The sequence below is a fragment of the Phaeobacter sp. JH20_08 genome (genome assembly GCF_048056635.1).
GTDB classification, from domain to species: domain Bacteria; phylum Pseudomonadota; class Alphaproteobacteria; order Rhodobacterales; family Rhodobacteraceae; genus Phaeobacter; species Phaeobacter bryozoorum.
The window spans coordinates 272,468-297,861 of sequence record NZ_JAYMVV010000018.1 but is presented as its reverse complement, the minus strand read 5'-3'; the positions used below and the strand labels follow the sequence as shown (position 1 = coordinate 297,861).

General features: G+C 61.5%; 24 protein-coding genes. 14 read left to right on the top strand and 10 right to left on the bottom strand.

All coding sequences use genetic code 11. From position 1 onward, the window contains the following. Positions 1 to 22 precede the first annotated feature (22 nt). From pgl to VWY75_RS16950, 3 genes are all read right to left on the bottom strand, one after another. A complete protein-coding gene (gene pgl, locus VWY75_RS16960) occupies positions 23 to 694 on the bottom strand; it encodes a 6-phosphogluconolactonase (protein WP_416538733.1) in 672 nt (223 codons plus the stop codon). Continuing rightward, positions 691 to 2,175, bottom strand: coding sequence for a glucose-6-phosphate dehydrogenase (gene zwf, locus VWY75_RS16955; protein WP_416535958.1), 1,485 nt, complete (start codon positions 2,173 to 2,175; stop codon positions 691 to 693). Before zwf ends, pgl begins: the two co-directional genes overlap by 4 nt. Positions 2,176 to 2,453: 278 nt before the next feature. Next, the gene (locus tag VWY75_RS16950) at positions 2,454 to 2,723 is read right to left on the bottom strand and encodes an usg protein (protein WP_340545525.1); all 270 of its coding nucleotides are present in this window, start codon (positions 2,721 to 2,723) and stop codon (positions 2,454 to 2,456) included. Between the two features lie 223 nt (positions 2,724 to 2,946). Here VWY75_RS16950 and gyrA point away from each other — a divergent pair, with 223 nt between their 5' ends. Together gyrA and VWY75_RS16940 are read left to right on the top strand one after the other, a co-directional pair. After that, the gene (gyrA, locus tag VWY75_RS16945; RefSeq protein WP_416536301.1) at positions 2,947 to 5,679 is read left to right on the top strand and encodes a DNA gyrase subunit A; all 2,733 of its coding nucleotides are present in this window, start codon (positions 2,947 to 2,949) and stop codon (positions 5,677 to 5,679) included. Positions 5,680 to 5,802: 123 nt separating this feature from the next. Continuing rightward, positions 5,803 to 6,153, top strand: coding sequence for a DUF6614 family protein (locus tag VWY75_RS16940; protein WP_340545524.1), 351 nt, complete (start codon positions 5,803 to 5,805; stop codon positions 6,151 to 6,153). Between the two features lie 94 nt (positions 6,154 to 6,247). Here the strand turns inward: VWY75_RS16940 and VWY75_RS16935 are convergent, their stop codons facing one another. From VWY75_RS16935 to VWY75_RS16925, 3 genes are all read right to left on the bottom strand, one after another. Further along, positions 6,248 to 7,717: a carboxypeptidase M32 gene (locus VWY75_RS16935; RefSeq protein ID WP_416538732.1), complete on the bottom strand. Its 1,470-nt coding sequence runs from the start codon at positions 7,715 to 7,717 to the stop codon at positions 6,248 to 6,250. Positions 7,718 to 7,719: 2 nt separating this feature from the next. Further along, the gene (gene ctaA, locus VWY75_RS16930) at positions 7,720 to 8,868 is read right to left on the bottom strand and encodes a heme A synthase (protein WP_340545522.1); all 1,149 of its coding nucleotides are present in this window, start codon (positions 8,866 to 8,868) and stop codon (positions 7,720 to 7,722) included. Positions 8,869 to 8,959: 91 nt separating this feature from the next. After that, positions 8,960 to 9,706 (bottom strand): RNA methyltransferase, encoded by a 747-nt coding sequence (locus VWY75_RS16925; protein ID WP_340545521.1) that lies wholly within the window; start codon positions 9,704 to 9,706, stop codon positions 8,960 to 8,962. A 207-nt stretch (positions 9,707 to 9,913) separates the two neighbouring features. Between VWY75_RS16925 and VWY75_RS16920 the strand changes: the two genes are divergently transcribed. Then, positions 9,914 to 10,549 (top strand): thiamine phosphate synthase, encoded by a 636-nt coding sequence (locus tag VWY75_RS16920; protein WP_416538731.1) that lies wholly within the window; start codon positions 9,914 to 9,916, stop codon positions 10,547 to 10,549. A gap of 64 nt (positions 10,550 to 10,613) precedes the next feature. Here the strand turns inward: VWY75_RS16920 and VWY75_RS16915 are convergent, their stop codons facing one another. Next, positions 10,614 to 11,837 carry a HupE/UreJ family protein gene (locus VWY75_RS16915; protein WP_416538730.1) on the bottom strand — a complete coding sequence of 408 codons (1,224 nt, stop codon included), beginning with the start codon at positions 11,835 to 11,837 and terminating at the stop codon, positions 10,614 to 10,616. On the opposite strand from VWY75_RS16915, the gene VWY75_RS16910 reads away from it, so the two are divergent. The 4 genes from VWY75_RS16910 to VWY75_RS16895 all read left to right on the top strand — a co-directional run bounded on the left by VWY75_RS16910 (position 11,836) and on the right by VWY75_RS16895 (position 15,379). Continuing rightward, positions 11,836 to 12,681 (top strand): DUF4198 domain-containing protein, encoded by an 846-nt coding sequence (locus VWY75_RS16910; protein WP_340545518.1) that lies wholly within the window; start codon positions 11,836 to 11,838, stop codon positions 12,679 to 12,681. The two genes, VWY75_RS16915 and VWY75_RS16910, sit on opposite strands and share 2 nt — an antisense overlap. Before the next feature lie 48 nt (positions 12,682 to 12,729). Beyond that, a complete protein-coding gene (locus VWY75_RS16905; RefSeq protein WP_340545517.1) occupies positions 12,730 to 13,692 on the top strand; it encodes a PfkB family carbohydrate kinase in 963 nt (320 codons plus the stop codon). Then, on the top strand, positions 13,689 to 14,603 hold the full coding sequence (locus tag VWY75_RS16900) for a pseudouridine-5'-phosphate glycosidase (protein ID WP_416541674.1): 915 nt from the start codon (positions 13,689 to 13,691) through the stop codon (positions 14,601 to 14,603). The genes VWY75_RS16905 and VWY75_RS16900 overlap by 4 nt, the downstream gene beginning before the upstream one ends. An 83-nt stretch (positions 14,604 to 14,686) precedes the next feature. Then, positions 14,687 to 15,379, top strand: a complete 693-nt coding sequence (locus VWY75_RS16895) for a DUF502 domain-containing protein (protein ID WP_416538728.1) — start codon at positions 14,687 to 14,689, stop codon at positions 15,377 to 15,379. A gap of 44 nt (positions 15,380 to 15,423) precedes the next feature. Here VWY75_RS16895 and VWY75_RS16890 read toward each other — a convergent pair whose 3' ends face one another. Next, positions 15,424 to 16,452, bottom strand: a complete 1,029-nt coding sequence (locus VWY75_RS16890; RefSeq protein WP_416538727.1) for a patatin-like phospholipase family protein — start codon at positions 16,450 to 16,452, stop codon at positions 15,424 to 15,426. A gap of 135 nt (positions 16,453 to 16,587) precedes the next feature. Beyond that, the gene (locus VWY75_RS16885; protein WP_416538726.1) at positions 16,588 to 17,361 is read right to left on the bottom strand and encodes a 3-hydroxybutyrate dehydrogenase; all 774 of its coding nucleotides are present in this window, start codon (positions 17,359 to 17,361) and stop codon (positions 16,588 to 16,590) included. Between the two features lie 416 nt (positions 17,362 to 17,777). Between VWY75_RS16885 and VWY75_RS16880 the strand changes: the two genes are divergently transcribed. The 5 genes from VWY75_RS16880 (at position 17,778) to VWY75_RS16860 (ending at position 22,123) form a co-directional block, all read left to right on the top strand. Further along, positions 17,778 to 19,604 (top strand): extracellular solute-binding protein, encoded by a 1,827-nt coding sequence (locus tag VWY75_RS16880; RefSeq protein WP_340545512.1) that lies wholly within the window; start codon positions 17,778 to 17,780, stop codon positions 19,602 to 19,604. Positions 19,605 to 19,715: 111 nt separating this feature from the next. Beyond that, the gene (locus VWY75_RS16875) at positions 19,716 to 20,555 is read left to right on the top strand and encodes a helix-turn-helix domain-containing protein (RefSeq protein WP_416538725.1); all 840 of its coding nucleotides are present in this window, start codon (positions 19,716 to 19,718) and stop codon (positions 20,553 to 20,555) included. Positions 20,556 to 20,571: 16 nt separating this feature from the next. Next, positions 20,572 to 21,048: an arsenate reductase ArsC gene (locus tag VWY75_RS16870; RefSeq protein ID WP_340545510.1), complete on the top strand. Its 477-nt coding sequence runs from the start codon at positions 20,572 to 20,574 to the stop codon at positions 21,046 to 21,048. Continuing rightward, a complete protein-coding gene (locus tag VWY75_RS16865) occupies positions 21,045 to 21,701 on the top strand; it encodes an MIP/aquaporin family protein (RefSeq protein ID WP_340545509.1) in 657 nt (218 codons plus the stop codon). The genes VWY75_RS16870 and VWY75_RS16865 overlap by 4 nt, the downstream gene beginning before the upstream one ends. Before the next feature lie 191 nt (positions 21,702 to 21,892). Continuing rightward, complete coding sequence (locus VWY75_RS16860; RefSeq protein WP_014874610.1) at positions 21,893 to 22,123, top strand: hypothetical protein; 231 nt, start codon at positions 21,893 to 21,895, stop codon at positions 22,121 to 22,123. Positions 22,124 to 22,269: 146 nt separating this feature from the next. Here the strand turns inward: VWY75_RS16860 and VWY75_RS16855 are convergent, their stop codons facing one another. Further along, positions 22,270 to 22,893 (bottom strand): helix-turn-helix domain-containing protein, encoded by a 624-nt coding sequence (locus VWY75_RS16855; protein WP_340545508.1) that lies wholly within the window; start codon positions 22,891 to 22,893, stop codon positions 22,270 to 22,272. Positions 22,894 to 22,958: 65 nt separating this feature from the next. Here VWY75_RS16855 and VWY75_RS16850 point away from each other — a divergent pair, with 65 nt between their 5' ends. After that, a complete protein-coding gene (locus VWY75_RS16850; protein ID WP_416538724.1) occupies positions 22,959 to 24,569 on the top strand; it encodes a class I adenylate-forming enzyme family protein in 1,611 nt (536 codons plus the stop codon). Then, a complete protein-coding gene (locus tag VWY75_RS16845; protein ID WP_416538723.1) occupies positions 24,566 to 25,237 on the top strand; it encodes a DsbA family oxidoreductase in 672 nt (223 codons plus the stop codon). The genes VWY75_RS16850 and VWY75_RS16845 overlap by 4 nt, the downstream gene beginning before the upstream one ends. The last annotated feature ends 157 nt before the right edge of the window (positions 25,238 to 25,394 follow it).

The following is a 25,394-nucleotide window of genomic DNA, read 5'->3' as shown; positions in this document are numbered from 1 at the left end:
CATCAGCAGAAGGTCGCATCACTTAAGGCGCCCAATGCACTGTCATTTCTGACAAAACCGCCTGAATCGGTGCCTCTTCGGGCGGCAGAGATTTCGCCCGTTCCAATGCCTCACGCTTGGCATCGCCATAAATCACCAGATGTTTTGCAATCGCAGCGTCCAATACACGCGCCGACAGGCTGACACGCGGTTCGGGCTGGCTGTCGGGCCGCATCACCGCCAAAACCGGCGCATCCGCAGCCAGAGCCTCGGCCAGCCCGGAGACGCCGGGAAACAGCGAAGCTGTATGCATGTCCTCGCCCATACCAAGCAGCACCACCGACAGCGGCAGATCCGGCTGGATCTGGCTTTCGACTTCGGCCAGCACCTCCTCGGGGGCGCGCGCGGGCACATGGAACGGCAGAAACGTCGCCGCAGCGGCGCGGTTGACCAACAGCCGTTCACGGATCATCCGGGCATTGGAACGCGCGCTGTCAGACGGCACCCAGCGTTCATCTGTCGCCATGAGGCGCACCCGCGCCCAGTCAATATCGGCAGCGCAGAGGTCGTCAAAAATCGGCGCAGGCGTGGTGCCGCCCGCAACGGCAAAAGACGCGCTGTCATGATGCAGCAGATGGGTTTTCAGGTCACCGGCCAGTTGATTGGCCACATCAATGGCCAGCATGTCCCGATCAGCATATTCGATAATATTCATGGGTTGATCCCCCGCCATTCCCGTTGATCGCGCCGCATCAGAAGATCCGCATCCCCCGGCCCGGTGCTACCGCTATCATAGGGTTTTGGCACATCTCCGCGCGATGTCCAGCCCGCAATGATGGGATCGGTCCAGGCCCAGGCCGCTTCGACCTCGTCGCCGCGCATGAACAACGTCTGATTGCCCCGGATCACATCGGTGATCAACCGCTCGTAAGCATCCGGCGCGCCGTCGATGTCGGCCCCCAGCGCCTGGGCAAAGCTCATATCCAGCGGCACGTCGATCAACCGCATACCGCCCGGCCCCGGCTCCTTGATGGTCACCTTGAGGGTGATGCCCTCATCCGGTTGCAGGCGAATGGTCAGCAGATTGGCATGGCGCCCGGCATCAGCACCAAAGATCGAATGTGGAGCATCCTTGAAAAACACATTGATCACCGAGGATCTCGCCACCAGCCGCTTGCCGGTGCGCAGATAGAACGGCGTGCCCGCCCATCGCCAATTGCTGATATGCGCCTTCAGCGCCACATAGCTTTCGGTGGTCGAGCGCGGATCACCGGCGGTTTCGCGATAGGAAAGATCCGCACCCGGCTCCGCCCCCTCAACAGAGGTATATTGGCCGCGCACGATATGGTGCGGTTCCACCGGTTCCAGCGCCCTGATCACCTTCAGCTTTTCGTCACGTACTGCGTCGGGATCAAACTTCGCCGGAGGCTCCATCGCAATCAGGCAGAGCAACTGCATCAGATGGTTCTGCATCATGTCACGCATCGCGCCAGATTTGTCGTAATACGACTCCCGACCGCTTACACCCACCGATTCAGCCACTGTGATTTGAATATGATCAACATACTGGCTATTCCACAGAGGCTCAAAAAGCATATTGCCGAACCGGATCGCCATCAGGTTCTGCACTGTCTCTTTGCCCAGGTAGTGATCAATACGGTAGATCTGGCTTTCATCGAAATGGCTGGCGAGCGTACGGTTCAGCGCCTTGGCCGAGGCAAGATCATGCCCGAACGGCTTTTCCACCACGATTCGGGTGTTATCATCGGCCAGTTCATGGGCCCAGATCTGTTCGGCCAGCGGTGCAAATAGAGTTGGCCCGACGGAAAAGTAGAACACCCGCACACGGTCCGTCGTCGGCCGGCCCAATTGCTGCGCCAGTGCGCGCCAGCCTGCTGTCTCTGTGGCATCAATCGCAAGATAGTCCAGCCGCGCCAGAAACCGCTCAAGCTCAGCGGCGCGCATCGCCAGATCTGTGGCGCCGCTCTCATCCTGCAAGGCGCGGCGGACCAGATCGCGATACCCGTCACTGCCAAGGTCGCCCCGCGCCGCGCCCAGAATACGGGCATCCTGTGGCAGCTGGCCCGCGCAATGGCGCCGGAACAAGGCGGGCAGAATCTTGCGCTGCGCCAGATCGCCGGTACCGCCAAATATGACCAGATCGAAGGCCTGAACCGGAATAACACGAGAAACCATGATGCGCCTTCTCTCACCCCTGAGATTCCACGCCGCGGCGAGATGCGCCTCAGGCACATGCACGCGGCCGCAAACCGTCACCGAAGCAGGCGCCAACCAGCTGGGCCCACCTGTTTTCAGTTCTATTCGGCGCCAGTATAAGCAGTTGCCAGTGAAAGAAAACAGCTCTCCGGCACGCCGAAGTGACAGCAGCACAGCTGGAAAGCGGCCGCAGGTAAGATGGCTCAGCTCTGCTCAGCCCCCAGCGTCTTCACCGGGGACCGCGCAATGGGGCGCTGTCAGTGGATCTGCAACACGCCTTTGACGTGGCGCCACTCTCCGGGGCTGATCATCTTGCGATGGGTAAATCGGACAGAATGAAGCGGGCCGTCGATCTCACGGTGCCAGAATTCAATGAATTTGAATAATCGCGGATGGTCCGGTGCAAGATCATAATCCTGCCAGATAAAGGTGTTCAGGACATGGGTGTGATCCGGCATATGATAGGTCATCTCTGCCGTGGTCAGACCGTAGCCCTTCAGCATCAGTTCGGTTTCGCTTTCCTTCATTTCAGGTCTCCCTTACGGATCCCCCCATTCCACACTAGCACGCAATGGGTTAATTCTGAACGAATACAGTTCCTTGCCCAAAAACATCGGTCATTGACCGGGTGAAAACCCCTGCTTGCTTGCGCCTTATATGCCCTGTCTGTTAAGGTGCTGACACAATATATAGACCCAATAATAACAACGGGCAGCCAACGTGAACGATACGCCGGAAACTCCTGAAAACATGGACGAAAACAAACCCGCAAGGCCCAAATACGACGGCCCGACGGTGTCCATCGAATCCGAGATGCGCACATCGTATCTCGATTATGCGATGTCGGTTATTGTCAGCCGCGCCATTCCCGACCTGCGCGATGGTCTGAAACCGGTTCATCGCCGGATCCTCTACGCCATGCATGAGGTCGGAAACTCGCATGACAAACCCTATCGCAAATCGGCGCGTCCGGTTGGTGATGTCATGGGTAAATACCATCCCCATGGTGACTCCGCGATCTATGACGCGCTGGTGCGAATGGCGCAGGATTTCTCCATGTCGCTGCCGCTTCTGGACGGTCAGGGCAACTTCGGCTCGATGGACGGCGATAACCCGGCGGCCATGCGTTACACCGAGGTGCGGATGGACAAACCCGCAGCCTCGCTGCTGGCGGACATCGAAAAAGAGACCGTCGATTTTCAGGACAACTACGATGGCAAGGACCGTGAACCCACGGTACTGCCCGCGCGTTTCCCGAATATGCTGGTCAATGGCGCTGGCGGTATTGCCGTCGGCATGGCCACGAATATCCCTCCTCACAACCTCGGCGAGGTAATCGACGCCACGCTTGCGCTGATCGAGGACCCCGATCTGACCAGCGAGCAGCTTATCGATTATATCCCCGGCCCCGACTTTCCGACCGGCGCGCTGATGCTGGGTCGCTCCGGTGCCCGCAAGGCCTATCTTGAGGGGCGCGGCAGCGTCATTATCCGTGCGAAGACGCGGGTCGAGGAAATCCGCAAGGACCGCTATGCCATTGTCGTGGATGAGATTCCCTATCAGGTGAACAAGGCCGCGATGATCGAGAAAATCGCCGAGCAGGTGCGCGAGAAGAAGATCGAGGGCGTCGCCCACGTGCAGGACGAATCTGACCGCAACGGCGTGCGTGTGGTCGTGGAACTGAAGCGCGATGCCACCGCCGAGGTGGTGCTGAACCAGCTCTACCGGTTCACGCCGATGCAGACGCATTTCGGCTGCAACATGCTGGCGCTGAACGGTGGGCGTCCCGAGCAGCTGACGCTGCGCCGGTTCCTGACCTCCTTCCTTGATTTCCGCGAAGATGTGATTGCCCGGCGCACCGCCTATGATCTGCGCAAAGCGCGTGAACGCAGCCATATTCTGTGCGGCTTGGCGGTTGCTGTCTCCAATGTGGATGAGGTGGTTGCGACCATCCGTGCCTCTGCGGATGCAGCCGAGGCGCGGCACAAGCTGATGACCCGGCGTTGGCCGGCCGCAGATATTGCGCCCTATATCCGTCTGATCGACGACCCGACCCATACGATGAATGACGATGGCACCTATAACCTCTCCGAGGTTCAGGCCCGCGCCATTCTGGAACTGCGGCTGCAGCGTCTGACCCAGATCGGCGTCAAGGAAGTCACCGACGAGCTGGAACAACTGGCGGGCAAGATCAAGGAATACCTTGAAATTCTCTCCTCGCGTGAGCGGATCCTTGGCATCATCTCCGACGAGCTGCGCGAAGTGCGTGACAATTTCGCGGTTCCCCGTCGCACCGAGATCGTCGACTGGTCCGGTGATATGGACGACGAAGATCTGATCGAACGCGAGGACATGGTCGTGACGATCACCAGTGGCGGCTATATCAAGCGGACCCCGCTTGCCGATTTCCGCGCGCAAAAGCGCGGCGGCAAGGGTCTGTCGGGGATGCAGACAAAGGAAGAGGATGTTGTCACTAACCTCTTTGTCGCCAATACCCACACGCAGCTGTTGTTCTTCACCACTGATGGCATGGTCTACAAGCTGAAGACCTGGCGTCTGCCACAGGGCGGCCGTACCTCAAAAGGCAAGGCAATCGTCAATATCCTGCCGATCCCCACCGGGGTGTCCATCGCGGCGATCATGCCCGTCGATGTGCCGGATGACGAATGGGAAAACCTGCAGGTGGTCTTTGCCACCAGCGGCGGTGACGTGCGCCGCAACCGGCTTTCGGATTTCACCAATGTACGCCGCAACGGCAAGATTGCGATGAAGCTGCCCGAGGATGGTTCGGTCAAGCTGGTCAATGCCCGGATCTGCTCCGAAGATGATGACGTGATGCTGTTCACCGACTCCGGTCGTGCGATCCGCTTCCGCACCACTGATGTGCGGGTCTTCAACTCACGTGAATCGACCGGGGTCCGCGGCATCCGCCTGACTGGTGATGACCATGTGGTGTCGATGTCGGTGATCCGCCATTTCGAAGCCTCGCCCGAGGAACGCGCCGCCTATCTCAAGATGCGCCGCGCGGTGGCAGGTCTGACTGATGATGGCGAAGGTGACGAGGAAGAGGCCGTCGCAGGCGCCATCAGCCAGGAGCGCTATGCCGAGATGTCGGCCTCCGAGAACCTGATCCTGACCATTACCTCCGGCGGCTCGGGCAAGCTCAGCTCCAGCCATGATTACCCGGTACGTGGCCGCGGTGGCATGGGTGTCACCGCAATGGACAAGGCGATGCGCGGCGGTGCCATTGTTGCCTCCTTCCCGGTTGAGATGGATGACCAGATCATGCTTGCCACCTCCAAGGGGCAATCGATCCGGGTGCCGGTTGATGGCATTTCCTTCCGGTCGCGCTCCGCCGGTGGCGTGCGGGTGTTCAACACTGCCAAGGGCGAAGAGGTTGTCTCGGTTGCCTGGATTGCCGAGCAATCCGACGATGACGACGATCTGCCAGACGCGGATACCGCCGCCAGCGCAGAGGCCTGATCCCGTCCGGGATCATCTGCCAAGACTTCAAAACGCCACCCTCGGGTGGCGTTTTCGTTAATCAAAACCTAAGCAGTGTCTGTCATTCTTCCTCCCACAAACGCCATCGCGAAGGGAGGCACCATGAACCTCTATCACTGCTCGATCGACCTGCATCATGAGGCCAAGGCGCTTGCCTTTGCCAACGCCGTGGACCAATGGATGTCTTATCTGCGCGAGCGTGAGGTGATCCAAGGCTGGCGCCTGCTGCGCCGCAAGCTGAACCTCGCCAGCGACAAGCACCGGGATTTCCTGCTGGAAATCGAATTCGCCAATATGACCCAACTGGATCAGGCGTTTCGGGTGCTGGGCGAATTGGACGAGCATGTCGAGCGGCTCTACGCAAATGTGAATGCGCTGATCGCCTCGGCTGATTTCGGGCTTTATCGCCCCTTCCCCGATCCCGAACGTGCCGAGCGGATGGCGCTGATCTGACTGGCAGGCCTCCGGCTGGAACAGACAAATAAGCCCCCGCCAGTTTCCGGCGAGGGCTTTGAATTACTGCGCAGGATCTTGAACCAATGCGCGCTTACAACCCGTAGAGCGCGCCGAACTTCTGTTCCAGATAGGACAGCAACGGCTCCGGGCTGGGCGCCATGCCCGCAGCATGAGTGATCGTCTCGACCGGGCTACGCAACCCGCCATGGGTCTGCAGGTTATCCCGCAGCCAGCTGGTTGCCGCCACGGTATCACCCGTCGCCAGCTGCGCTTCCAGATCCGGCACTGCCTGACGCAGCGCGTCATAAAGACAGCCGGCATAGACATTGCCCAGCGAATAGGTCGGGAAGTATCCAAACAGCCCCACCGACCAATGCACGTCCTGCAGGCAGCCGTTGGATGGCTTATCAACGGCATAGCCAAAATCAGCGGCAAAACGGTCGTTCCAGGCTGCCTCCAGATCCTTAACCTGCAAATCGCCGGACATCAGCGCCCGTTCCAGATCAAACCGCATCATCACATGCAGGTTATATTGCAGCTCATCCGCCTCGGTGCGGATATAGCCGTTATGCACCGCATTCACGGCCGCATAGAAGGCATCAGCATCCGCAATGCCGAAATCACCAAACTGCAGCACCATCTGATCGAACAGCCAGCCGGTGAAGGCACGGCTGCGGCCCAGCTGGTTCTCGTAGATCCGGCTCTGGCTTTCGTGCACCCCCATCGACACGCCACGCCCCAGCGGCGTGAACAGATAGGCATGGTCAATGTTCTGTTCATAGGCGGCATGGCCCACTTCATGGATGGTCGAGTAGAAGCAGTTGAACGGATCCTCATCGCTGGTGCGGGTGGTGACGCGCACATCAAGCCCGCTGCCGGAACAGAAGGGATGCACCGCCTTGTCGACCCGGCCGTGGCTCATCTGATAGCCGAAGGTCTCGGCCAGCGTGGTGGTCAGGGCCATCTGTTTATCGGCATCGAAATGACCGCTGACGCCTTTGGGCGTGGGGCGGTCCAGCACGCGGGCGCGCAGCTCCACCAGACGCGGGCGCATGGCATCAAACAGCGTCGCAATTTCCGCCCCTGTGGTGCCGTGTTCATAATCCGCAACCATCGCGTCATAAACATCGCCCCCGGCGGCGAGTGCCTGCCCCTCTTCGCGCTTCAGGGCAACCACCTCTTCCAGCACGGGCAGGAAGGCTGCGACATCCTCGGCGGCACGGGCAGCCGCCCATTTGCCCTGAGCCTCGGAGGTAACGCGGGCGATACGTTTGGCGAGATCTCCGGGCACTTTCACGGCGCGCTCGTAGCTGCGGCGGATCTCGCGCAGCTGGGCGGCACCGATCTCATCGGGCGCCTCGGCCTGCTCCAGCCAGTCAGCGACCTGCGGATCAGAGCGGCGGGCGTGCAGCACAGCCTCGATGGCGGCCATTTCCTCGCCCCGCTGAGGCGCGGCCCCGCGCGGCATCATCGTCTCCTGATCCCAGCCCAAACGGCCGGCAATCTGGCCAAGCGCCTGGGTGTCACGCTCGTAGGCCATCAAATCGTCAAATGCGCTCATTCTCAGTGATCCTTAATCGAAGTTGCAATCGGATAGCCCGACAGATACCGCGCCCTGAGGATCAGGACCCAGAGGCAAACAGCCATCAGCTGATGCAGGATCGCAACCTGCCAGGGTGCGGCATAGAGCACGGTGACAATACCCAGAACCATTTGCAACAGCAGCGCCGCAAAGACCGCGTTAAAGGCAAAGCGCGTCCGCGGATGGGCGCTGCCCCTGCCCCGCAGCCAGACAACAACGCCAAAGGCCAACAGGAGATATCCGCTGACGCGGTGAATGAACTGCACAAGGCCGGGGTTTTCAAAGAAATTGGTCCAGAGTGGCTCCAGCATGAAGGGCTGCGGCGGCAGGATCTGCCCCCCCATCAGCGGCCAGTCGGTGTAGGAACGGCCCGCATCAATACCGGCGACCAGCGCGCCCAGAAGGATCTGCAAGAAGCTGAAGTGCAATAGCCCGGTCGACAGGCCGAACAGCTTGGCCTCCTTGGCGCGACGCGCCTGCATCAGATCGCGATCCTCACGCCCCAGCAGGAACATATACCAGGAAATGAACCCCAGAATGACAAAGGCGAGCCCCAGATGCGTCGCCAGCCGGTAAGAGGCAACCGAGGTCATGCCTTCACCCTGCGTGACACCCGATTCCACCATCCACCAGCCGATCGCGCCCTGCACGCCGCCCAGAACACCCAGTAGCGCCAGACGTCCGGTCCAGCCGACCGGGATCTGCCGCGCCAGCGCAAAACCTAGGAACCCCAGCGCCCAGACCAGACCAATAACGCGGCCCAGTTGGCGATGGCCCCATTCCCACCAGTAGATTTCCTTGAAGTCGGCCAGCTGCATCCATTGGTTGGCAATGCGCCACTGGTCGATTTCCTTGTATTTGTCGAACTCCGCCTGCCAGTCTGCCTCGGTCATGGGGGGGATCGCGCCGGTGATCGGCCGCCATTCGGTGATCGACAGACCGCTGTCGGTCAGGCGCGTCAGCCCGCCCACCACGATCATTGCCACCACCAGCGCAAAGAGCACCGCAAGCCACGCGCGGATTGCCCCCCTTGCGCCACGGCGGGCACGGTCGATGCCGCCCGGTTGCGCCTGCGGGCGCTCCTGGGGCTCATTGCCGGACACCTCTTCGAAAATGCTGCGCTTGCTCATGCTTGCCTCTTCCAATTTCCCGTCAAGCTAGGCCGCAGACGCGACCCCGTCCAGTGGGCGACTATGGCGCAAATCGGCCCGAAGTCGCGTCTCAGTCGCGTTTTTCTTTCCAGCGGACCATCTGTCGCATGATCCCGTGCAGCATCTGCACATCGGCGCGGGTCAGCGGCATCCGGCTGAACAGGTTGCGAAACACCGTCTTCATGCTTGGGGCCTTGTCCGGCGGAAAAAAGAAACCAGCCTCGTCCAGCCGTTCCTCATAGTGATTGACCAGCGCATCAACATCGCCATGAGTGGCCCAATCCGATTTGCCAAGGTCGGTCACAACCGGCATCACCTCAGTCACCTGCCTGCGCCATTCATAAGCGGTGAGCAGGACGCATTGACCAAGGTTGAGCGAGGCGAAATCCGGGTTCACCGGAACCGATATGATGGCATTGGCTCGGGCGATGTCCTCATTCTCAAGGCCCGCCCGTTCGGGTCCGAACATCACGGCCACCCGTTCGCCAGCTGCAATTTTCTCCGCAGCCAGCTTCATCGCCGCCTCGGGGCTGTAGACCGGTTTGGTCAGCTCACGCGGGCGCGCCGTCGTCGCAAATACAAAATCGCAATCCGCGATGGCGCCTGCCAGATCTTCGGCCAGCTGCGCCTCATCCAAGAGCCGCCCAGCACCAGAAGCCATGGCCACCGCCTTGGGGTTCGGCCAGCCATCGCGCGGGGCCACGATGCGCATCCGGTCCAGCCCGAAGTTCCACATCGCCCGGGCGGCGGCGCCGATATTCTCGCCCATCTGCGGGCGCACGAGGACAAAAGCGGGTTGAGGGGTGTCGCTGGGCATCCGTTTCTCCAAAAAATCTGCTCTGCTCTAATCGGCGCGGGCCTGATGGGCAAGGCTCGGTCGCGGGACTTCTGTGCAAACGCTGCTATATTCCCGCATAATGAGCGTAGCATCACACGGAAATATCCCACCCGGGATGTCGCCAAATCCTTGCGTCCAGTGGCAGATGCGCTAAACACCGACAACCACTGAACAGGAGCCCTCCCGATGGACAGCCCCGCTGACGCCCCCGAAACGCCGCAGATCTATCTGACGACACCTCCCAGTTTTGAGCTTGGCCGGTTTCCCGACCAGCTGGCGCGGGTGCTGGATGAAGTGGAGATCGCCTGCGTCCGGCTGGAGCTGGCCAGCCGCGATGAGGACACACTGAGCCGTGCCGGCGATGCGCTGCGCGCTGTCGCCCATGCCCGCGATGTGGCGATTGTGATCACCGATCATCAGATCCTCGCCGAGCGTCTCGGCCTTGACGGCGTGCATCTCTCCGATTCAGCCCGCCCGGTGCGCGCCGCGCGCAAGGCGCTTGGCGCCGATGCCATTGTCGGCAGTTTCTGCGGTGCCTCACGCCACGACGGGCTGACCGCTGCCGAAGCCGGCGCTGATTACGTCAGCTTTGGCCCGATTGGTACCTCCGGGCTTGGCGATGGCAATCAGGCGCAGAAAGACCTGTTTGAATGGTGGTCGCAGATGATCGAAGTGCCCGTGGTCGCCGAAGGCGGGCTGACCGTTGATCTGGTCCGTGATCTGGCACCCTATACTGATTTCTTCGCTATCGGCGATGAGATCTGGCGCGAGGAAGATCCTCTGGCAAGTCTGCGGCAGCTGATGGCCGCAATGGAAGGCTGAAACCGCCCATTTTGTCTGGCCAAGGCCACATATCGGAAACGAAGCTGACCGGCGCCACCGCCGGTCAGAGCAACAGACGCTCCACGCACCAGTATCCGCCGATCAGCGCGATGGTGAAACTGGCGGGGATGGCAACCCGGCCGCGGTATTTCGGATGCCGCCAGAACCAGAACCCCAGCAGCCCATAGGCCGCGCCGACAACGGTCAGCTGCCCCAGTTCAACGCCAACATTGAACCCCAGGAGTGCCGGCAGAAACTGCGCCTCAGGCAGGCCGAATTCGCCCAGCACCGAGGCAAATCCCAAGCCGTGCAACAGGCCAAAGCCAAAGATCACCAGAGTGCGCCAGCTGTGCAGCTTGCGGGCAAAGATATTCTCAACCGCGACAAACACGATGGATCCTGCGATCAGCGGCTCAACTATGGCCGGGTTGATCTGCACCAGCCCCAATGCCCCGAGCGCCAGCGTGATTGTATGCGCTACGGTAAAGGCACTGATCTGCCATATCAGCGGCCGCAGCCGGGTGCTGAAGAAGAACAACCCCAGTACAAACAGAATATGATCCAGCCCCTTTGGCAGGATATGCGTATACCCGACCGGCACATAGTCGACGAAGGCCTCGCTTGGCGTCTTGGCCAGCCCGCCGGACAGCGGAATGGTTGGCGTGGTCTCGCCACCTTGCAGATAGCCGGTATAAGGACCTTCCACACCGTTCTGACGCAACACCACACCGCCTGATCCCTTGGGCCAGCCGATCTTCAGCCCGCGTGCACCGGTGGGAACCTCGCCCGACAGCTGCAGGATACTGCTGCGCGGCAGGCTGACGTCACCCGGCTCCGGGATCTCGATCCCGACCACCTCCAGTGCGATATCGCCACCCGCCTCGATCCGCAGCGCCTGCAGCCAGTCTTCGGCAAAGACCTGAACCATCGGTTTCAGCTCATCCGGGCCAAGTCCGCGCAGGTCGTCATAGTCCCGCGCCTGATCAACGGTATCCGTATCGTCCACGCCATCAAGATCGATGCCTGCGACAAATGCCTCGGCGTTCAGACGCAGGTCCATCTTCAGCCGCCCGTCGGCAATTTCAAAATCCGCAATCGTCGGCGTGACTTCATGCGCAAAACCACTAGAGTAGGAGAGGCTCCAGAAGAGCCAGACCAGCAACAGACGGCTCAGCTGGGGGAGCCTGCGACCGGCGTGGCTACGACGTCGCACCGGAGCCTCCATCGACGCCGCGCGTTGCCCGTCTCTGTCATCCTGCGTCCCAGCCAGAGGTCCCATCTGCGCCATGCGTTCTGTCCACCCTGTTGTTCTTATTCTGCTCACGCTCGCCACCAATATCATCGGCGGCCGCGCCCTTGCCCATGAGTTTTGGATTGCGCCAGAAAAATATCAAGTGAAATTAGGCGCCTCGGTGCAGGCAGATCTGCGGAATGGGCAGTTCTTCAGCGGGTCGCGCCTGGCGTATTTCGACCGCAATATCGCCCGCTTCGAGGTCTGGGATCAGCTCGGTGCCCATCCCTACGCTGGCCGGATGGGAGATATGCCGGCATTACAGCTCGAGCCACCGGCCGAGGGGCTGCTGGTGGTGGTCCACGAAACCACGCCGGACACGCTCACCTACAAGACCTGGGAGGAGTTCGCAAAATTTGCGGCCCATAAGGATTTCGCCGATATCAAGTCCCGCCATGCCGCGCGCAACCTGCCGGATGCGGGCTTTGCAGAGCGCTATACCCGCCACGCCAAATCGCTGGTTTCGGTAGGCAGCGGCGCCGGGGCGGATCGCGCAACCGGTCTGTTGACCGAGTTCGTCGCGCGGGCCAACCCCTACACCGACGATCTCACCGCTGGCCTGCCGGTTGAGCTTCTGTTCGAGGGGGCCGCGCGCCCCGACGCCCAGATCGAAGTGTTCGAGCGCAGCCCAGATGGCAATGTCGCTGTCACATTGACCCGCAGCGATTCCCAAGGGCGGGCGACGATCCCGGTCAAATCCGGTCACGTCTACCTGCTCGACGCCGTGGTGCTGCGCAGTCTGGACGCCGAGGCGGGTGCGTCCGATGATGGCGCTACCAAAAGAGGCCCCATACCGGTCTGGCAAACCCATTGGGCGGCGTTGACTTTCGCGGTTCCCTAGATCGGTTGCGCCTTGCGGGGGCGGGAAAAACGCGGCAATACGGGATTTATGACACAGGTTCCGCACTCTCCCGCTTCACCTAGATCTGAGGCTCCGGCCGCCTTGGGCGACGGCACCGCCGCAGATCAGCCTGACATCCTCTGCATTGGCTCCGTCCTCTGGGACATTATCGGCCGCTGCACGGCTGAAATGCAGCGCGGATCCGATATGCCCGGACGTATCAGCCGCCTGCCCGGCGGTGTTGCGATGAATATCGCCATGACACTGGCCCGCTTTGGTCTGCGTCCGGCCCTGCTCAGCGCAATCGGGCGCGACCCGGAGGGCGACGAGCTGGTCCATGCCTGTGCCCATCTCGGCCTTATCACCGATCATCTCTACCGCTCGGAAGATCTGCCCACCGACCGCTATATGGCCGTCGAAGGTGCCAACGGTTTGATTGCCGCGATTGCCGATGCCCATTCGCTTGAAGCCGCAGGTGCCAAGATCTTGCGACCGCTTAGCGATGGTACTCTTGGCAGTGCGGAAACGCCCTATACCGGTCCCGTCGCGCTTGATGGCAATCTGACGCTGTCGCTGCTGGACGACATCACTGCCGACCCGATCTTTGCCAAGGCGGATCTGCGCGTCGCGCCCGCCTCTCCGGGCAAGGCCGAACGCCTGCGCCCCTTTCTGCTGCGCAGCTGTGGCACGCTCTATGTGAACCTCGAAGAGGCCGGTCTGCTCTGTCAGGACGACTTCACCGACAGCGCCACCGCTGCCCGCGCCATGCTGGATCGCGGCGCAGCGCGGGTACTGGTCACCGATGGTGGCAGCACCGCCACCGAAGCCGACCACAATGGCCTGATCACCCAGGCGCCACCGCGCGTGACCGTGGCGCGCGTCACCGGCGCCGGTGACACTTTCATGGCCGCTCATATCGCGGCCGAGGCCCGCGGCGAAGACCGCGAAACCTCCCTTGCGTCGGCATTGAAAGCCGCTGCCACCTATGTTTCAGGAGAACCACCCCTTTGATCAATATGACATTTTCCGCCGAGGTCGCCGCCGCCCGCGACTCCGGCCAGGCCATCGTTGCGCTTGAAAGCACCATCATCACCCATGGCATGCCCTATCCGCAGAACGTCGAAGTCGCCGCTCAGGTCGAAGACGACATTCGCGCCGCAGGCGCGGTGCCTGCCACCATGGCCGTGATCGAGGGCGTAATGCACATCGGCCTTGAACCCGATCAGCTGCAGGCGCTTGGCCAGGCAAAGAACGTCGCCAAGATCTCGCGCGCGGATATGCCGGCCTGTATCGCCACAGGCGGCACCGGGGCAACAACCGTCGCAGCCACCATGATTGCCGCACGGCTAGCCGGGATCAGCGTCTTTGCCACCGGTGGCATCGGCGGTGTCCACAAAGGCGCCGAGACCAGCTTTGACATTTCCGCCGACCTTATGGAGCTGGCCCAGACCCCGGTAACCGTGGTCGCCGCAGGCGCCAAGGCGATCCTCGACATCCCGAAGACGCTCGAGGTGCTGGAAACCCAAGGCGTGCCGGTCATCGCCTATGGTCAGGACAGCTTCCCTGCGTTCTGGTCCGCAACCTCGGATCTGGCCGCCCCCCTGCGCATGGACAGCGCCGCAGAGATCGCCCGTGCCCATGCCACCCGTCAGGCGATGGAGCTGCCCGGTGGCCAGCTGATCGCGAACCCGATCCCGGCAGCAGACCAGATCGCAGCCGAGGATCTGGCCCCGGTTCTGGCCCAGGCCCAGTCCGAAGCGGACGCGGAAGGCATCAGCGGCAAGGATGTAACCCCCTTCCTGTTGCAGCGTATTTTTGAGCTGACCGAGGGCCGCTCGCTCACGGCCAATATTGCCCTGGTGCGCAACAATGCCCGTCTCGCAGCGGAAATCGCCAAGGAATTGGTCAACTTGAAGCAATAAAAGGTCTTTCTGCGCAGCTGCCCATTGCGGTTGCGCAGTTCCCTGCCTAGCTTCCTTACGTTCCTCTTTGGTGAAACGCACAGATGACCACGCCCTTCGACGACGAAACCACCCCCCGCCGCCCCGGCCTTTTTGCCCGGCTGCGGTCGTCCTTCTTTACCGGCATCGTGGTCATTGCCCCGGTTGGCTTGACCATCTGGCTGCTATGGACCGTGATGGGCTGGATCGACGGGGTTGTGCTGCCGCTGGTGCCGCATACCGTGCGGCCAGAACAGTATATCGGGATCAACCTGCGCGGCGTCGGGCTGATTATCTTCCTGCTGTTCACCATTGTGGTTGGCTGGATCGCCAAGGGGATCATAGGCCGTTCGCTCATCGGCTTTGCCGAGAGCCTGGTGGATCGCATGCCGGTGGTGCGCTCGATCTACTCCGGGATCAAGCAGATCTCGGAAACCGTGTTTGCCCAGACCGAGCGCAGCTTTGATACCGCCTGCCTGATCCAGTATCCCCGCCGCGGCATCTGGGCGATCGGCTTTGTCTCCACCACGGCCAAGGGCGAGGTGGCCGACCGCGCTGAAACCGGCGGCAACCTTCTGTCGATCTTCGTGCCGACAACGCCGAACCCGACCTCCGGCTTTCTGCTGTTCTTCCCCGAAGAAGACGTCATCATGCTGGATATGAGCGTGGAAGAAGCTGCAAAACTGGTGATTTCCGCCGGGCTTGTCTATCCGAACGCCAAGGATCCGACCAAACCTGTCGACCCCAGCGCAGATTAAGCCTCCGCTTAAGCCCCGGCCGTTTCCTTGACGGGCGGCCGCATTTAGCCAAACATCTCGGCCAGATCCACTGTCGATGAGACGCCGATCGCGGCGCAATCCTGTTCCAGAAAGCGCTCCGCTGCGGCCCGGCCTGCCGCCTTCAGCTTTGCCAGGATCTGCGGGATCGGGATCAGCTTGGTATTGACCGATAGCTGCCGCATCAGATCATCATCAGCGATCATATGCACCAGCACCCGCTTCATCTGTCCCGGCTCCAGATGCCCGTCGGCCAACAGCCGCTGAACAAAGGAGATCGCCCGCAACTCACGCAGCAGCGAGGAATTGAAGCTGATTTCATTCACCCGGTTCTGTATCTGCTGCGGCGTCCGCGGCAGCTCATCGCGCTCCAGCGGGTTGATGCTGACAATCACCACATCCGACGGCAGCTCAGGCCGATACAGCGGAAACAGCGCCGGATTGCCGGTATAGCCGCCGTCCCAATATGGTTCCAGACGCCCGGTCTTGGGGTCCTCTATCTCGATCGCCTGAAACAGGTTGGGCAGGCAGGCCGAGGCAAGAATGGCATCGGTTGTGACCTCGTTACCGGAAAAAACCCGCACCTTTCCGCTGCGCACCGAAGTGGCGCAGATAAACAGCTGCGGCCCCTGATCCGCGCAGACCTCGGCAAAATTGAATGCCTCCACGACAGGCGTCAACGGATTGCGATAAAACGGCCCGTAGCTGTAAGGCGACAGGATCTGCCCCATCGCCTCACGCGGGGAAAACGGCGCGATCCAGTCCAGCGCTCCGAGCAAAGGCGTCGCATCAAGCCCCGCCAGCCAATGGGCAAAGCGCAGATCGCCGACCGCTCCCATCCGCTGCCAAAGCTGATCGAGACAGGCGCGCGCACCGGCAGGACCGCCATGCACCAGCCCGGATTTCAACGCAGCCCCGTTGAGCGCTCCAGCAGAGGTGCCGGTGATGGCAGCAATCTCCAGCTCGTCGCTTTCAAGCAGCCGGTCCAGCACCCCCCAGGTGAACGCCCCATGGGCGCCACCGCCCTGAAGGGCCAGGTTGATCCGCTTCGTCATCTCTGCCTCCTGATCGGCGCGTCCCCGCCGCAGAGCCATGCCCGCTGCGTGTCACCTTTCTCAAAATACTCCGGGGGTGAATTGCCCTGAACAGGGGCAAGAGGGGGCGGGCCCCCTTCCCGGTTTCCGCGCGGCCTACAGCGCGGTCCAGCCACCATCGACGCTGAGCGTGGTGCCTGTCATCTGGGCTGCCGCATCAGAGCAGAGGAACACTGCCGTGCCACCAAGCTGCTCCACGGTCGCAAACTCGCGTGAGGGCTGGCGTTCCAGCATCACCTTCTTGATGACCTCTTCGCGTCCCATATTGTACTTTTCCATGGTGTCCGGGATCTGCGCCTCGACCAGCGGGGTCAGCACGTAACCGGGGCAGATTGCATTGGCGGTGATCGGCTCTTCTGCGGTTTCCAGGGCCAATGTCTTCGTCAGCCCGACAACGCCGTGCTTGGCTGCGACATAGGCGGATTTGTAGGGCGACGCCGTCAGCCCATGCGCCGAGGCGATATTGATCACCCGGCCCCACCCTGCAGCGCGCATCATCGGCAGCGCTGCCGCCGCCGTGTGGAACGCCGATGACAGGTTGATCGCCAGGATGGCGTTCCATTTGTCGATCGGGAAGTCCTCAACAGGTGCGACATGCTGGATGCCCGCATTGTTGATCAGAATGTCGCAGCGCCCAGCCGTGGTGATCAATGCCCGGCAAGCCTCTGCATCGGACATATCGGCCTGAATGTAGCGCGCCTTGACGCCGAATTCTTTGGCGATCCCAGCTGCCAGCGCGTGGTCCTCGTCCCGGTCGGTAAAGGAATTCAGCACCACATCCGCCCCGGCCCGCGCCATTTCCCGCGCGACCCCAAGCCCGATGCCGGAATTCGACCCGGTAATCACCGCGCATTTGCCCGTCAATGTCATCTTGCTCTTCCCTTCCTGTGCAAAACCTGATTGGTGCAACTGTGACATGCTGCACCTGCAAAGGGAACGGCAATCCCGGCCGGAAAGTTGCGAGAAACCGCGGCAAAACGGTCCAGATGCTGGCCCATGCAGCAACCGCGTGCAAGAGATGTGTGCCGAAAGGGCACCGCCACCGGGGCCGACCATCGCCCGGCAAGCCCGTCAAATATATCGCGAAGCACCGCACAAAAAAACGCCCGCACGAAGCGGGCGTTAAGTTATTGAGGCAGGTTTCATACAGGCAAGAAACCTATCGAGCAGTGAGACCTTTATAAGCAATTTCCCCCGCTCATCCAAGCTAAAAGTTTGAATTGACGCGGCAGCGCCGTTAGCGTTGGTGTTCATGAAAATAAGGCCAGAGCGGGATTGTTGCAAAAGTGCGTCCAGATTTTTTCTTTAGAGTTCGACCGGCCTTGGCCGGAATCATCCTCAGCGCATGCGCAAATTTTGCACAGGCAGAATCAGCGCATGGCATAGCTATGTATGGGGACCCGGCACTACCACCGGATTTTGTGTCTTTACCCTATGCAAATGCCGATGCCCCCAAGGGCGGCACCGTGGTCTTCGGCAACACCGGCGGCTTTGATACGCTGAACCCGTTTGCCCAAAAAGGCACCCCGCCCTGGCAGCTGCGTTTCTGGGGATATGAGAGCCTGATGGGGCGCTCGGCGGATGAACCTTTCACCCTCTACGGGCTGCTGGCCGAATCGATTGAGGTGCCAGAGGATCGCGCCTGGGTTGAATTCACCCTGCGCCCCGAGGCCCGATTCTCCGATGGATCGCCTGTCACGGTCGAGGATGTCATCTGGTCCTACCAGACCCTCGGCCAGGAAGGGCATATCCGCTACCGCCGGTTCTGGACCCAGATCGACAGCATCGAACAGACCGGAGAGCGCAGCCTGCGCATCACCTTCAACGAAGACAACCGCGAACTGGCGCTGATCGCCGGGCTGCGTCCGATCCTGAAAAAGGCGCAGTGGCAAGGCAAGGATTTCGCCGAGTCCGGCCTGCAGGAAGCCCCGATCGGCTCCGGCCCCTATACGGTGGCGGATTTCGAACCCGGTCGTTTCATCCGTTTTTCCCGCAACCCGGAGTACTGGGGGCAGGATCTGCCGCTGCGGCGCGGCACCAATAATTTTGACGAGATCCGGCTCGATTTCTATGGCGACCAGACCGTCCTGCTGGAGGCCTTCAAGGCCGGGGAAATTTCTGCAATCCGCGAATTCAACGCCGCCAAATGGGACAAGGCCTATGATTTTCCTGCGGTGACCTCCGGTGAGGTGATCAAGACCGTCATCCCCAATGGCAACCCTTCGGGCATGACCGGCATCGCTATGAATACCCGCCGTGCCCCATTCGACGATTGGCGGGTGCGCGAAGCGCTGATCCAGGCGTTCAACTTCGAATATATGAACGAAACGCTGACAGGTGGCACCCAGCCGCGGATTTCTTCCTATTTCTCGAACTCCTATCTGGCAATGCAGCCGGGAGCTGCCGAAGGCAAGGTGCGCGAGCTCTTGACCCCGTTCAAAGACAGCCTGCTCCCCGGCGTGATGGAGGGCTATACGCTGCCGGTCAGCGACGGGAGCGAGCGCAATCGCAAGAACCTGCGCACCGCAACCAAACTGCTGGCGGAGGCCGGATGGACGGTCCAAGACGGCATCATGCGCAACGCAGATGGCGAGGCGCTTGAGATCAAGGTGCTGTTGACCCCCGGCAATCTGGGCGAAGGCGAGATGCGCTCGGTCGTGGAAATCTATGCCCGCGCTCTGGAACGTCTCGGTATCGCGCTGGAGGCCGACATGGTGGACAGTGCCCAGTTTGTCGAACGTCAGCAGGAATTCGACTACGACATGACCTTCTTCCGCCGCTCGATGTCGCTCAGCCCCGGCAACGAGCAATATCTTTACTGGGGCAGCGACGCTGCGCAGCAGCCGGGATCGCGCAATCTGATCGGGATCGAGGACCCTGCCGTGGATGCAATGATCGACGCCATGCTGACCTCCAAAAGCAAAGAGGATTTCACCGCCGCCGCCCGCGCGCTTGACCGTCTGCTAACCGCAGGACGCTATGTGATGCCGGTCTGGCAATACGCCGAAGGCCGCATCGCCCATCGCAAGGAGTTGAAATTCCCCGAGCGTCTGCCCGTCAGCGGCGATGGTATCAGCTACATGCCAGAGGTCTGGTGGTATCAGGCCGACTGACCAAGCTACAGCAAAAGCTGACAGAAGCCCGCCCCGGTCATCGGTGGCGGGCTTTTTTTTGGCCAGCCAAAACGGTTGACGCAGGAATGCTAATTCCGTATTTCGTGAAATATGGAAATAAAGCTTACATCACAGCTTTCCGCCTTGGCCCACCCCCAGCGGCTGGCGCTGTTTCGTCTGCTGATGCGGCGATATCCCGATGCGGTTCCCGCAGGCGAAATCGCGACGGCGCTGGCGCAGAAGGCCAATACCGTTTCCGCTTATCTTTCAACGCTCAGCGCGGCGGGGCTGATCCTGTCGCAGCGGCAAGGCACGTCTCTGCTCTATCAGGCACATCTGAACGGGCTGCGCGGGGTGTTTGATCAGCTGCTGTCCGACTGCTGCCAGAACCGCCCGGATATCTGCACTCCGCCGGATCACGAGACGGCGCTCATCCCCACGGCTGAGCGCCCGCTGAATGTCCTCTTCATCTGCACCGGCAACTCAGCCCGGTCGATCATGGCCGAGGCGATCCTGACCCAGGAGGGGCATGGCCGCTTCATCGCGCATTCTGCTGGCAGCCAGCCCGCGACAGCCCCACGACTCGAAGTTCTGGCGCTGCTGCGCGCCAAGGGTCATGACACCGCCACCTTGCGCTCCAAACATCTCAGCGCGGTCTCCGGCGAGGCGGCGCCGCAGATGGATTTCGTCTTTACCGTCTGCAATCACGCCGCAAATGAAGCCTGCCCAGCCTGGCCCGGTCAGCCCATGAGCGCCCATTGGGGCCTGCCTGATCCCGTGATGACCAAAGGGACAGAGGCGCAGAAACAGCTTGCCTATCAACAGGCCTACGGGCTGCTGCGAAATCGCATCCGGGCCTTTGCGGCGCTGCCTTTTGACACACTCAACCGACTGTCGTTGCAACATCATCTGGATGATATCGGCCGTCACAAAGCCACCGAACGCTCCTAAGAAACGGGTTTCCCATATGAATATCCTCGTCCTCTGTACCGGCAATTCAGCGCGGTCTATCCTGCTGGAAACGCTGCTGAACACCCATGGGAATGGCCGTGTCCGCGCCTATTCCGCCGGATCCAAACCCGCCGGAAAAGTGCATCCGCAGTCATTGGTTCTGCTGAATGAGAAAGGCCATGACACAGACGCGGCCCGATCAAAAAGCTGGGACGAATTTGCAGGCCCCGATGCCCCTGAGATGGACCTTGTGATCACCGTCTGCGCCTCCGCCGCAGGCGAAACCTGCCCGATCTGGCCCGGCGCGCCGCTCCGCGCCCATTGGGGTATCGAGGATCCGGCCGCCGCCGCGGAGCCAGATTGGGACGCTGCCTTTCAGACCGCCTATGCGCGGCTGGAGCGCCGCGCGCTGGCCTTCCTTGATCTGCCGCTGGAGACGCTGGATCGTGACAGCCTGCGCCAGGAGCTGACACGCATCGGAGAGCTGCCATGACCACGCAGAAGCTGATGGCCGAGGGGCTAGGCACCTGTTTCCTGCTGATTGGCGTCGTGGGCTCCGGCATCATGGCCGAAACCCTGTCGGGCGGAAATGTCGGGCTGGCGCTGCTGGCCAATGCGGTGGCAACTGGCGCGATGCTCTATGTGATCATCACCACGCTGGGACCGATCTCGGGCGCGCATTTCAATCCGGCTGTGACGCTGGCCTTTGCGCTGCGCGGTGACCACAGCTGGCGCGCGGTTCCGCCCTATCTGGCGGCGCAGATCATAGGGGGCATCCTCGGCGTCTGGGCAAGCCACGTGATGTTCGATCTGTCGATCCTGCAAAGCTCCAGCACAATGCACCGAACCGGTATGGCCCAGTGGTTCTCCGAAATCCTCGCGACATTTGGATTGCTCTTCGTGATCTTCGGCGGGTTGCGATCGCGGCCCGAGGCCGTGCCGACGCTGGTCGCCTTCTACATCACAGGTGCCTATTGGTTCACTTCCTCCACCAGCTTTGCCAATCCGGCGGTCACCATTGCACGCGGGTTCAGCGACACCTTCGCCGGGATCTACCCCGGCCATATCCTGATGTTCATCGTGATGCAGGTGATCGGCGTCGGGCTGGCGCATCTGCTCTTGCCGCGCCTGTTCCGTCCCAGCTGACCCTGCCCCTGACGCGAACCCGGATCCCGGCAGAGATTGGCACCGATCCCGTCAGCCGCCTCTTGCTATAGCTGCGCCCCGGCCGGTCCACCCCGTGCCGGGGCGCAGCACGTCTGACGCGGACTTTCTTTTTTTGCAAAAAATGCTAGCATAAATACCCACGCGCAATTTTGACCCGGAGGGACCCCCCCATGCCTGTTCAAACAGCCCGCGCCAGCTGGTTCGACAGGATGCCCCGTCTCAAGCAACGGTTTCCGCATCTGCAAACTCGCTCGGCCCCATCCCTGTTCGACGACAAGGATAAGTTTGTGGCTTATCTCGCCCGAACGCACCATCTGACGCTGACCGAAGCGCGTGAGGAAGTGGATGATTTTCTCTACACGGAAAGCCTGCACCGCGAGCTGGAGCATCAGCTGAACTGATCTCTGATCCCGCATGGCTTAGGCACGCGCCAGGCGATGGCGGTTGCCTTGGTGGCGCGCGAACGTCTGCAACCTAAATCATCCTGATTGCATCAGGCTGAGCATGGTCCGGCAGCGCGCGGGGCCCCCGCTAGCGCCTGCGATGATCAGGACAGGGATGTCACCCAGAGGATACTGGCGTCTTCGTCGCTGAGCGAAATCACGTTATGGCCCATCGCCGCATCATAATAGGCGCTGTCACCGCGCCGCATTTCGATCGGTTCATAGAACTCGGTATAGAGCCGCACGACGCCGGTCAGCACGTATAGGAATTCCTCGCCATCGTGGCGTACCCAACCATCAAACTCGTCCATCGAGCGCGCCCGAACGCGGGCGCGATAAGGCAGCATCCGCTTGCGCGTCAGGCTGTCGGCCAAGAGTTCATGTTCGTAGGTGGTGGTCGCATGGGCAGACCCCTGACCGGTCTTTGTGACCGTCAGACGCCCGTTCACCTGATCCCGCTGCGGCTGCGTAAACAGCTGTGGAACCGAGATCTGAAGCCCGACGGCAAGCTTCTTCAACGCCTCGTAAGTCGGTGACATCTGGCCATTTTCGATCTTTGACAGGGTCGATCGGGCCAGGCCGGCCTGATTGGCCGCATGTTCCAATGTCCAGTCCCGCGCCTTGCGCAGCTCACGCACACGGGCGCCCAGATCCAGCGGCTCGGTTTCGGCAGCCTCGCCCGACGCACGGGCAATAGTGATGAGCGATTTTGGATCACGAGAGGTCATGCTTTTTCCTATAGGCCGGGGCGCGCCATCTTGCAACGCGTGGATTGCCAAGTTAGCCAATCGACATGCAATCCCTGTTTGACAGCGGGCCCTTCGCGCCCTGCCCCGCGCCGTTCAATCTGGCTGACCACGTGCTTTATCAACGTGGGTCGGCCCAACCTGCCGCGGCGGATGCCATGGCACTTGCGGTTCTGGCGGTTCAGACAAACGCCGAAGCGTCGACGTCACCGGGCCAGCAGCCAAGCCCCCAGGTGCAGTCCTGGACCTATGGAAACCTGCGGGCCGCTGTGCGTGGAACCGGTACGGGATTGCTGGCGCAAGGTTTGAAACCCGGCGACCGGGTGTTGCTGCGCCTTGGCAATACGCCGATCTTTCCGATCGCCTATCTGGGCGCCATTGCCGTGGGTCTGGTGCCGGTCCCTACGTCATCGCAGCTGACCGAACCGGAGGTGGCACGTATTATCGACGACCTGTCTCCGGCCGCTGTGCTGCGCGATCCCGAGGTTCGGTCGGTGCCACATCCCCACGAAATTGACCGCGACTCACTTGAGGCAATGCAGCGCCACGCTCCGGCAGAAGACAGGTTTCAGATGCCCCTCGGCGACCCTGATCGGCCCGCTTATATCGTCTATACCTCCGGGACCGGCGGAAATCCGCGCGCGGTTGCCCATGCCCATCGCGCCATCTGGGCGCGGCAGATGATGATCCGCCACTGGTATGATCTGCGCCCCGACGACCGGCTGCTGCATGCCGGGGCCTTCAACTGGACCTTCACCCTCGGCACCGGTCTGATGGACCCCTGGAGCATCGGCGCGACAGCTCTGATCCCCGCGGAGGGCACGCCAGTGACCGCGCTGCCGGAGCTGTTGCGTCAGCATCGCGCCAGCCTCTTTGCCGCCGCGCCCGGTGTCTATCGCAAGCTGCTGCAAGCTGACGGGTTGCCTGATCTTCCGGCCCTGCGCCATGGTCTGTGCGCCGGGGAAAAGCTATCGGGCCAACTGGCTCGGAGCTGGCATCAGACCACCGGCACGCAACTCTATGAGGCCTTTGGCATGTCGGAGTGCTCCACCTTCATCTCCTCGGATCCGGCGCGTGATCGCGATGCGGCTGAGGTCGGCGATACCCTGGGGTGGCCGCAGCCGGGGCGACGGGTTGCCATCCTCGATCCTGACGGCAATCCGGTCCCCCGCAACACCCCCGGCGTCATTGCCATTGATCGCCACGATCCCGGGCTGATGCTGGGCTATGTCAACGCGCCCGAGGCGACCAGGGACCGCTATAGGGGCGACTGGTTCCTGACCGGTGACCTTGGCGAAATGACGGGAGATGGCCAGATCCGCTACCTCGGTCGCAACGATGACGTGATGAATGCAGGCGGCTATCGCGTCTCCCCGCTGGAGGTGGAGGCCGCGCTGATGGCCCACCCCGATCTGGAACAGGTTGCCGTCACCTCGGTCGAGGTGAAACCCGACACTCATATTATCGTCGCGTTCTACACCGGTGCCAAAGACGTGACCGCCGAGGCGCTATCGACTTTTGCCAAGACCCGGCTGGCAGGATACAAACAGCCCCGCGCCTATCTGCGCCTCGACGCGCTGCCCAGCGGAGCCAACGGAAAACTGCTGCGGCGCGCCCTGCCCGATTGCTATATTCGACACCAAAGGACCCCGTCATGAGCCTCGTTAAGCTGGATATCCTGTCCGACCCGATCTGCCCCTGGTGCTATATCGGCAAGACCCACCTGGACAAGGCGCTGGCCGACGTCGGCGATCATCCGTTTGTCATCGAGTGGCATCCGTTCCAGCTGAACCCTGACATGCCACGCGAAGGCATGGATCGGCGCGCCTATCTTGAGGCGAAATTCGGCGGCAAGGATGGCGCGGTCCGGGCCTATGCCCCGGTCGTTGAACACGCCAGCGCCGCCGGGCTGGAGATCAATTTTGAGGCCATGGAGCGCACCCCCAACACGCTGGACGCCCATCGGCTGATCCACTGGGCCGGGATCGAAGGTAAACAGGGCGCCGTGGTCGATGCTTTGTTTGACGCCTATTTCGTTAAAGCGCGGGATATTGGCGACGCCGAGGTCCTCGCCGATATCGCCGAAGCGGCCGGCATGGACCGGGCCGTCACCCTGCGCCTGTTGTCCGGCGACACAGACGCCGAGGAGATCCGCAGCCGCGATGCCCATTCGCGCAAGATGGGGATCACATCTGTCCCGACATTTGTGGTGGCCAATCAGCACGCCGTTCCCGGCGCCCAACAGCCCGAACTGTGGAAACAGGTTATCGCCGACATTCAGGCGCAGCTGGACCAGGACGCCGCTCCAAATGCGGAGCCGACCTGAGGGGCGCACGGTAACACACTGAAATACTATAAAAAACAAAGAAACTGGATCGCTGACCTCTGGCGGTCCGCTTCGCATCTGGCTTACGACGCATAAAGATGCACATAATTCTGTGCGCCCCCGCTTCTGGCCCAATCCCGGTGGATATGTTAGCGCG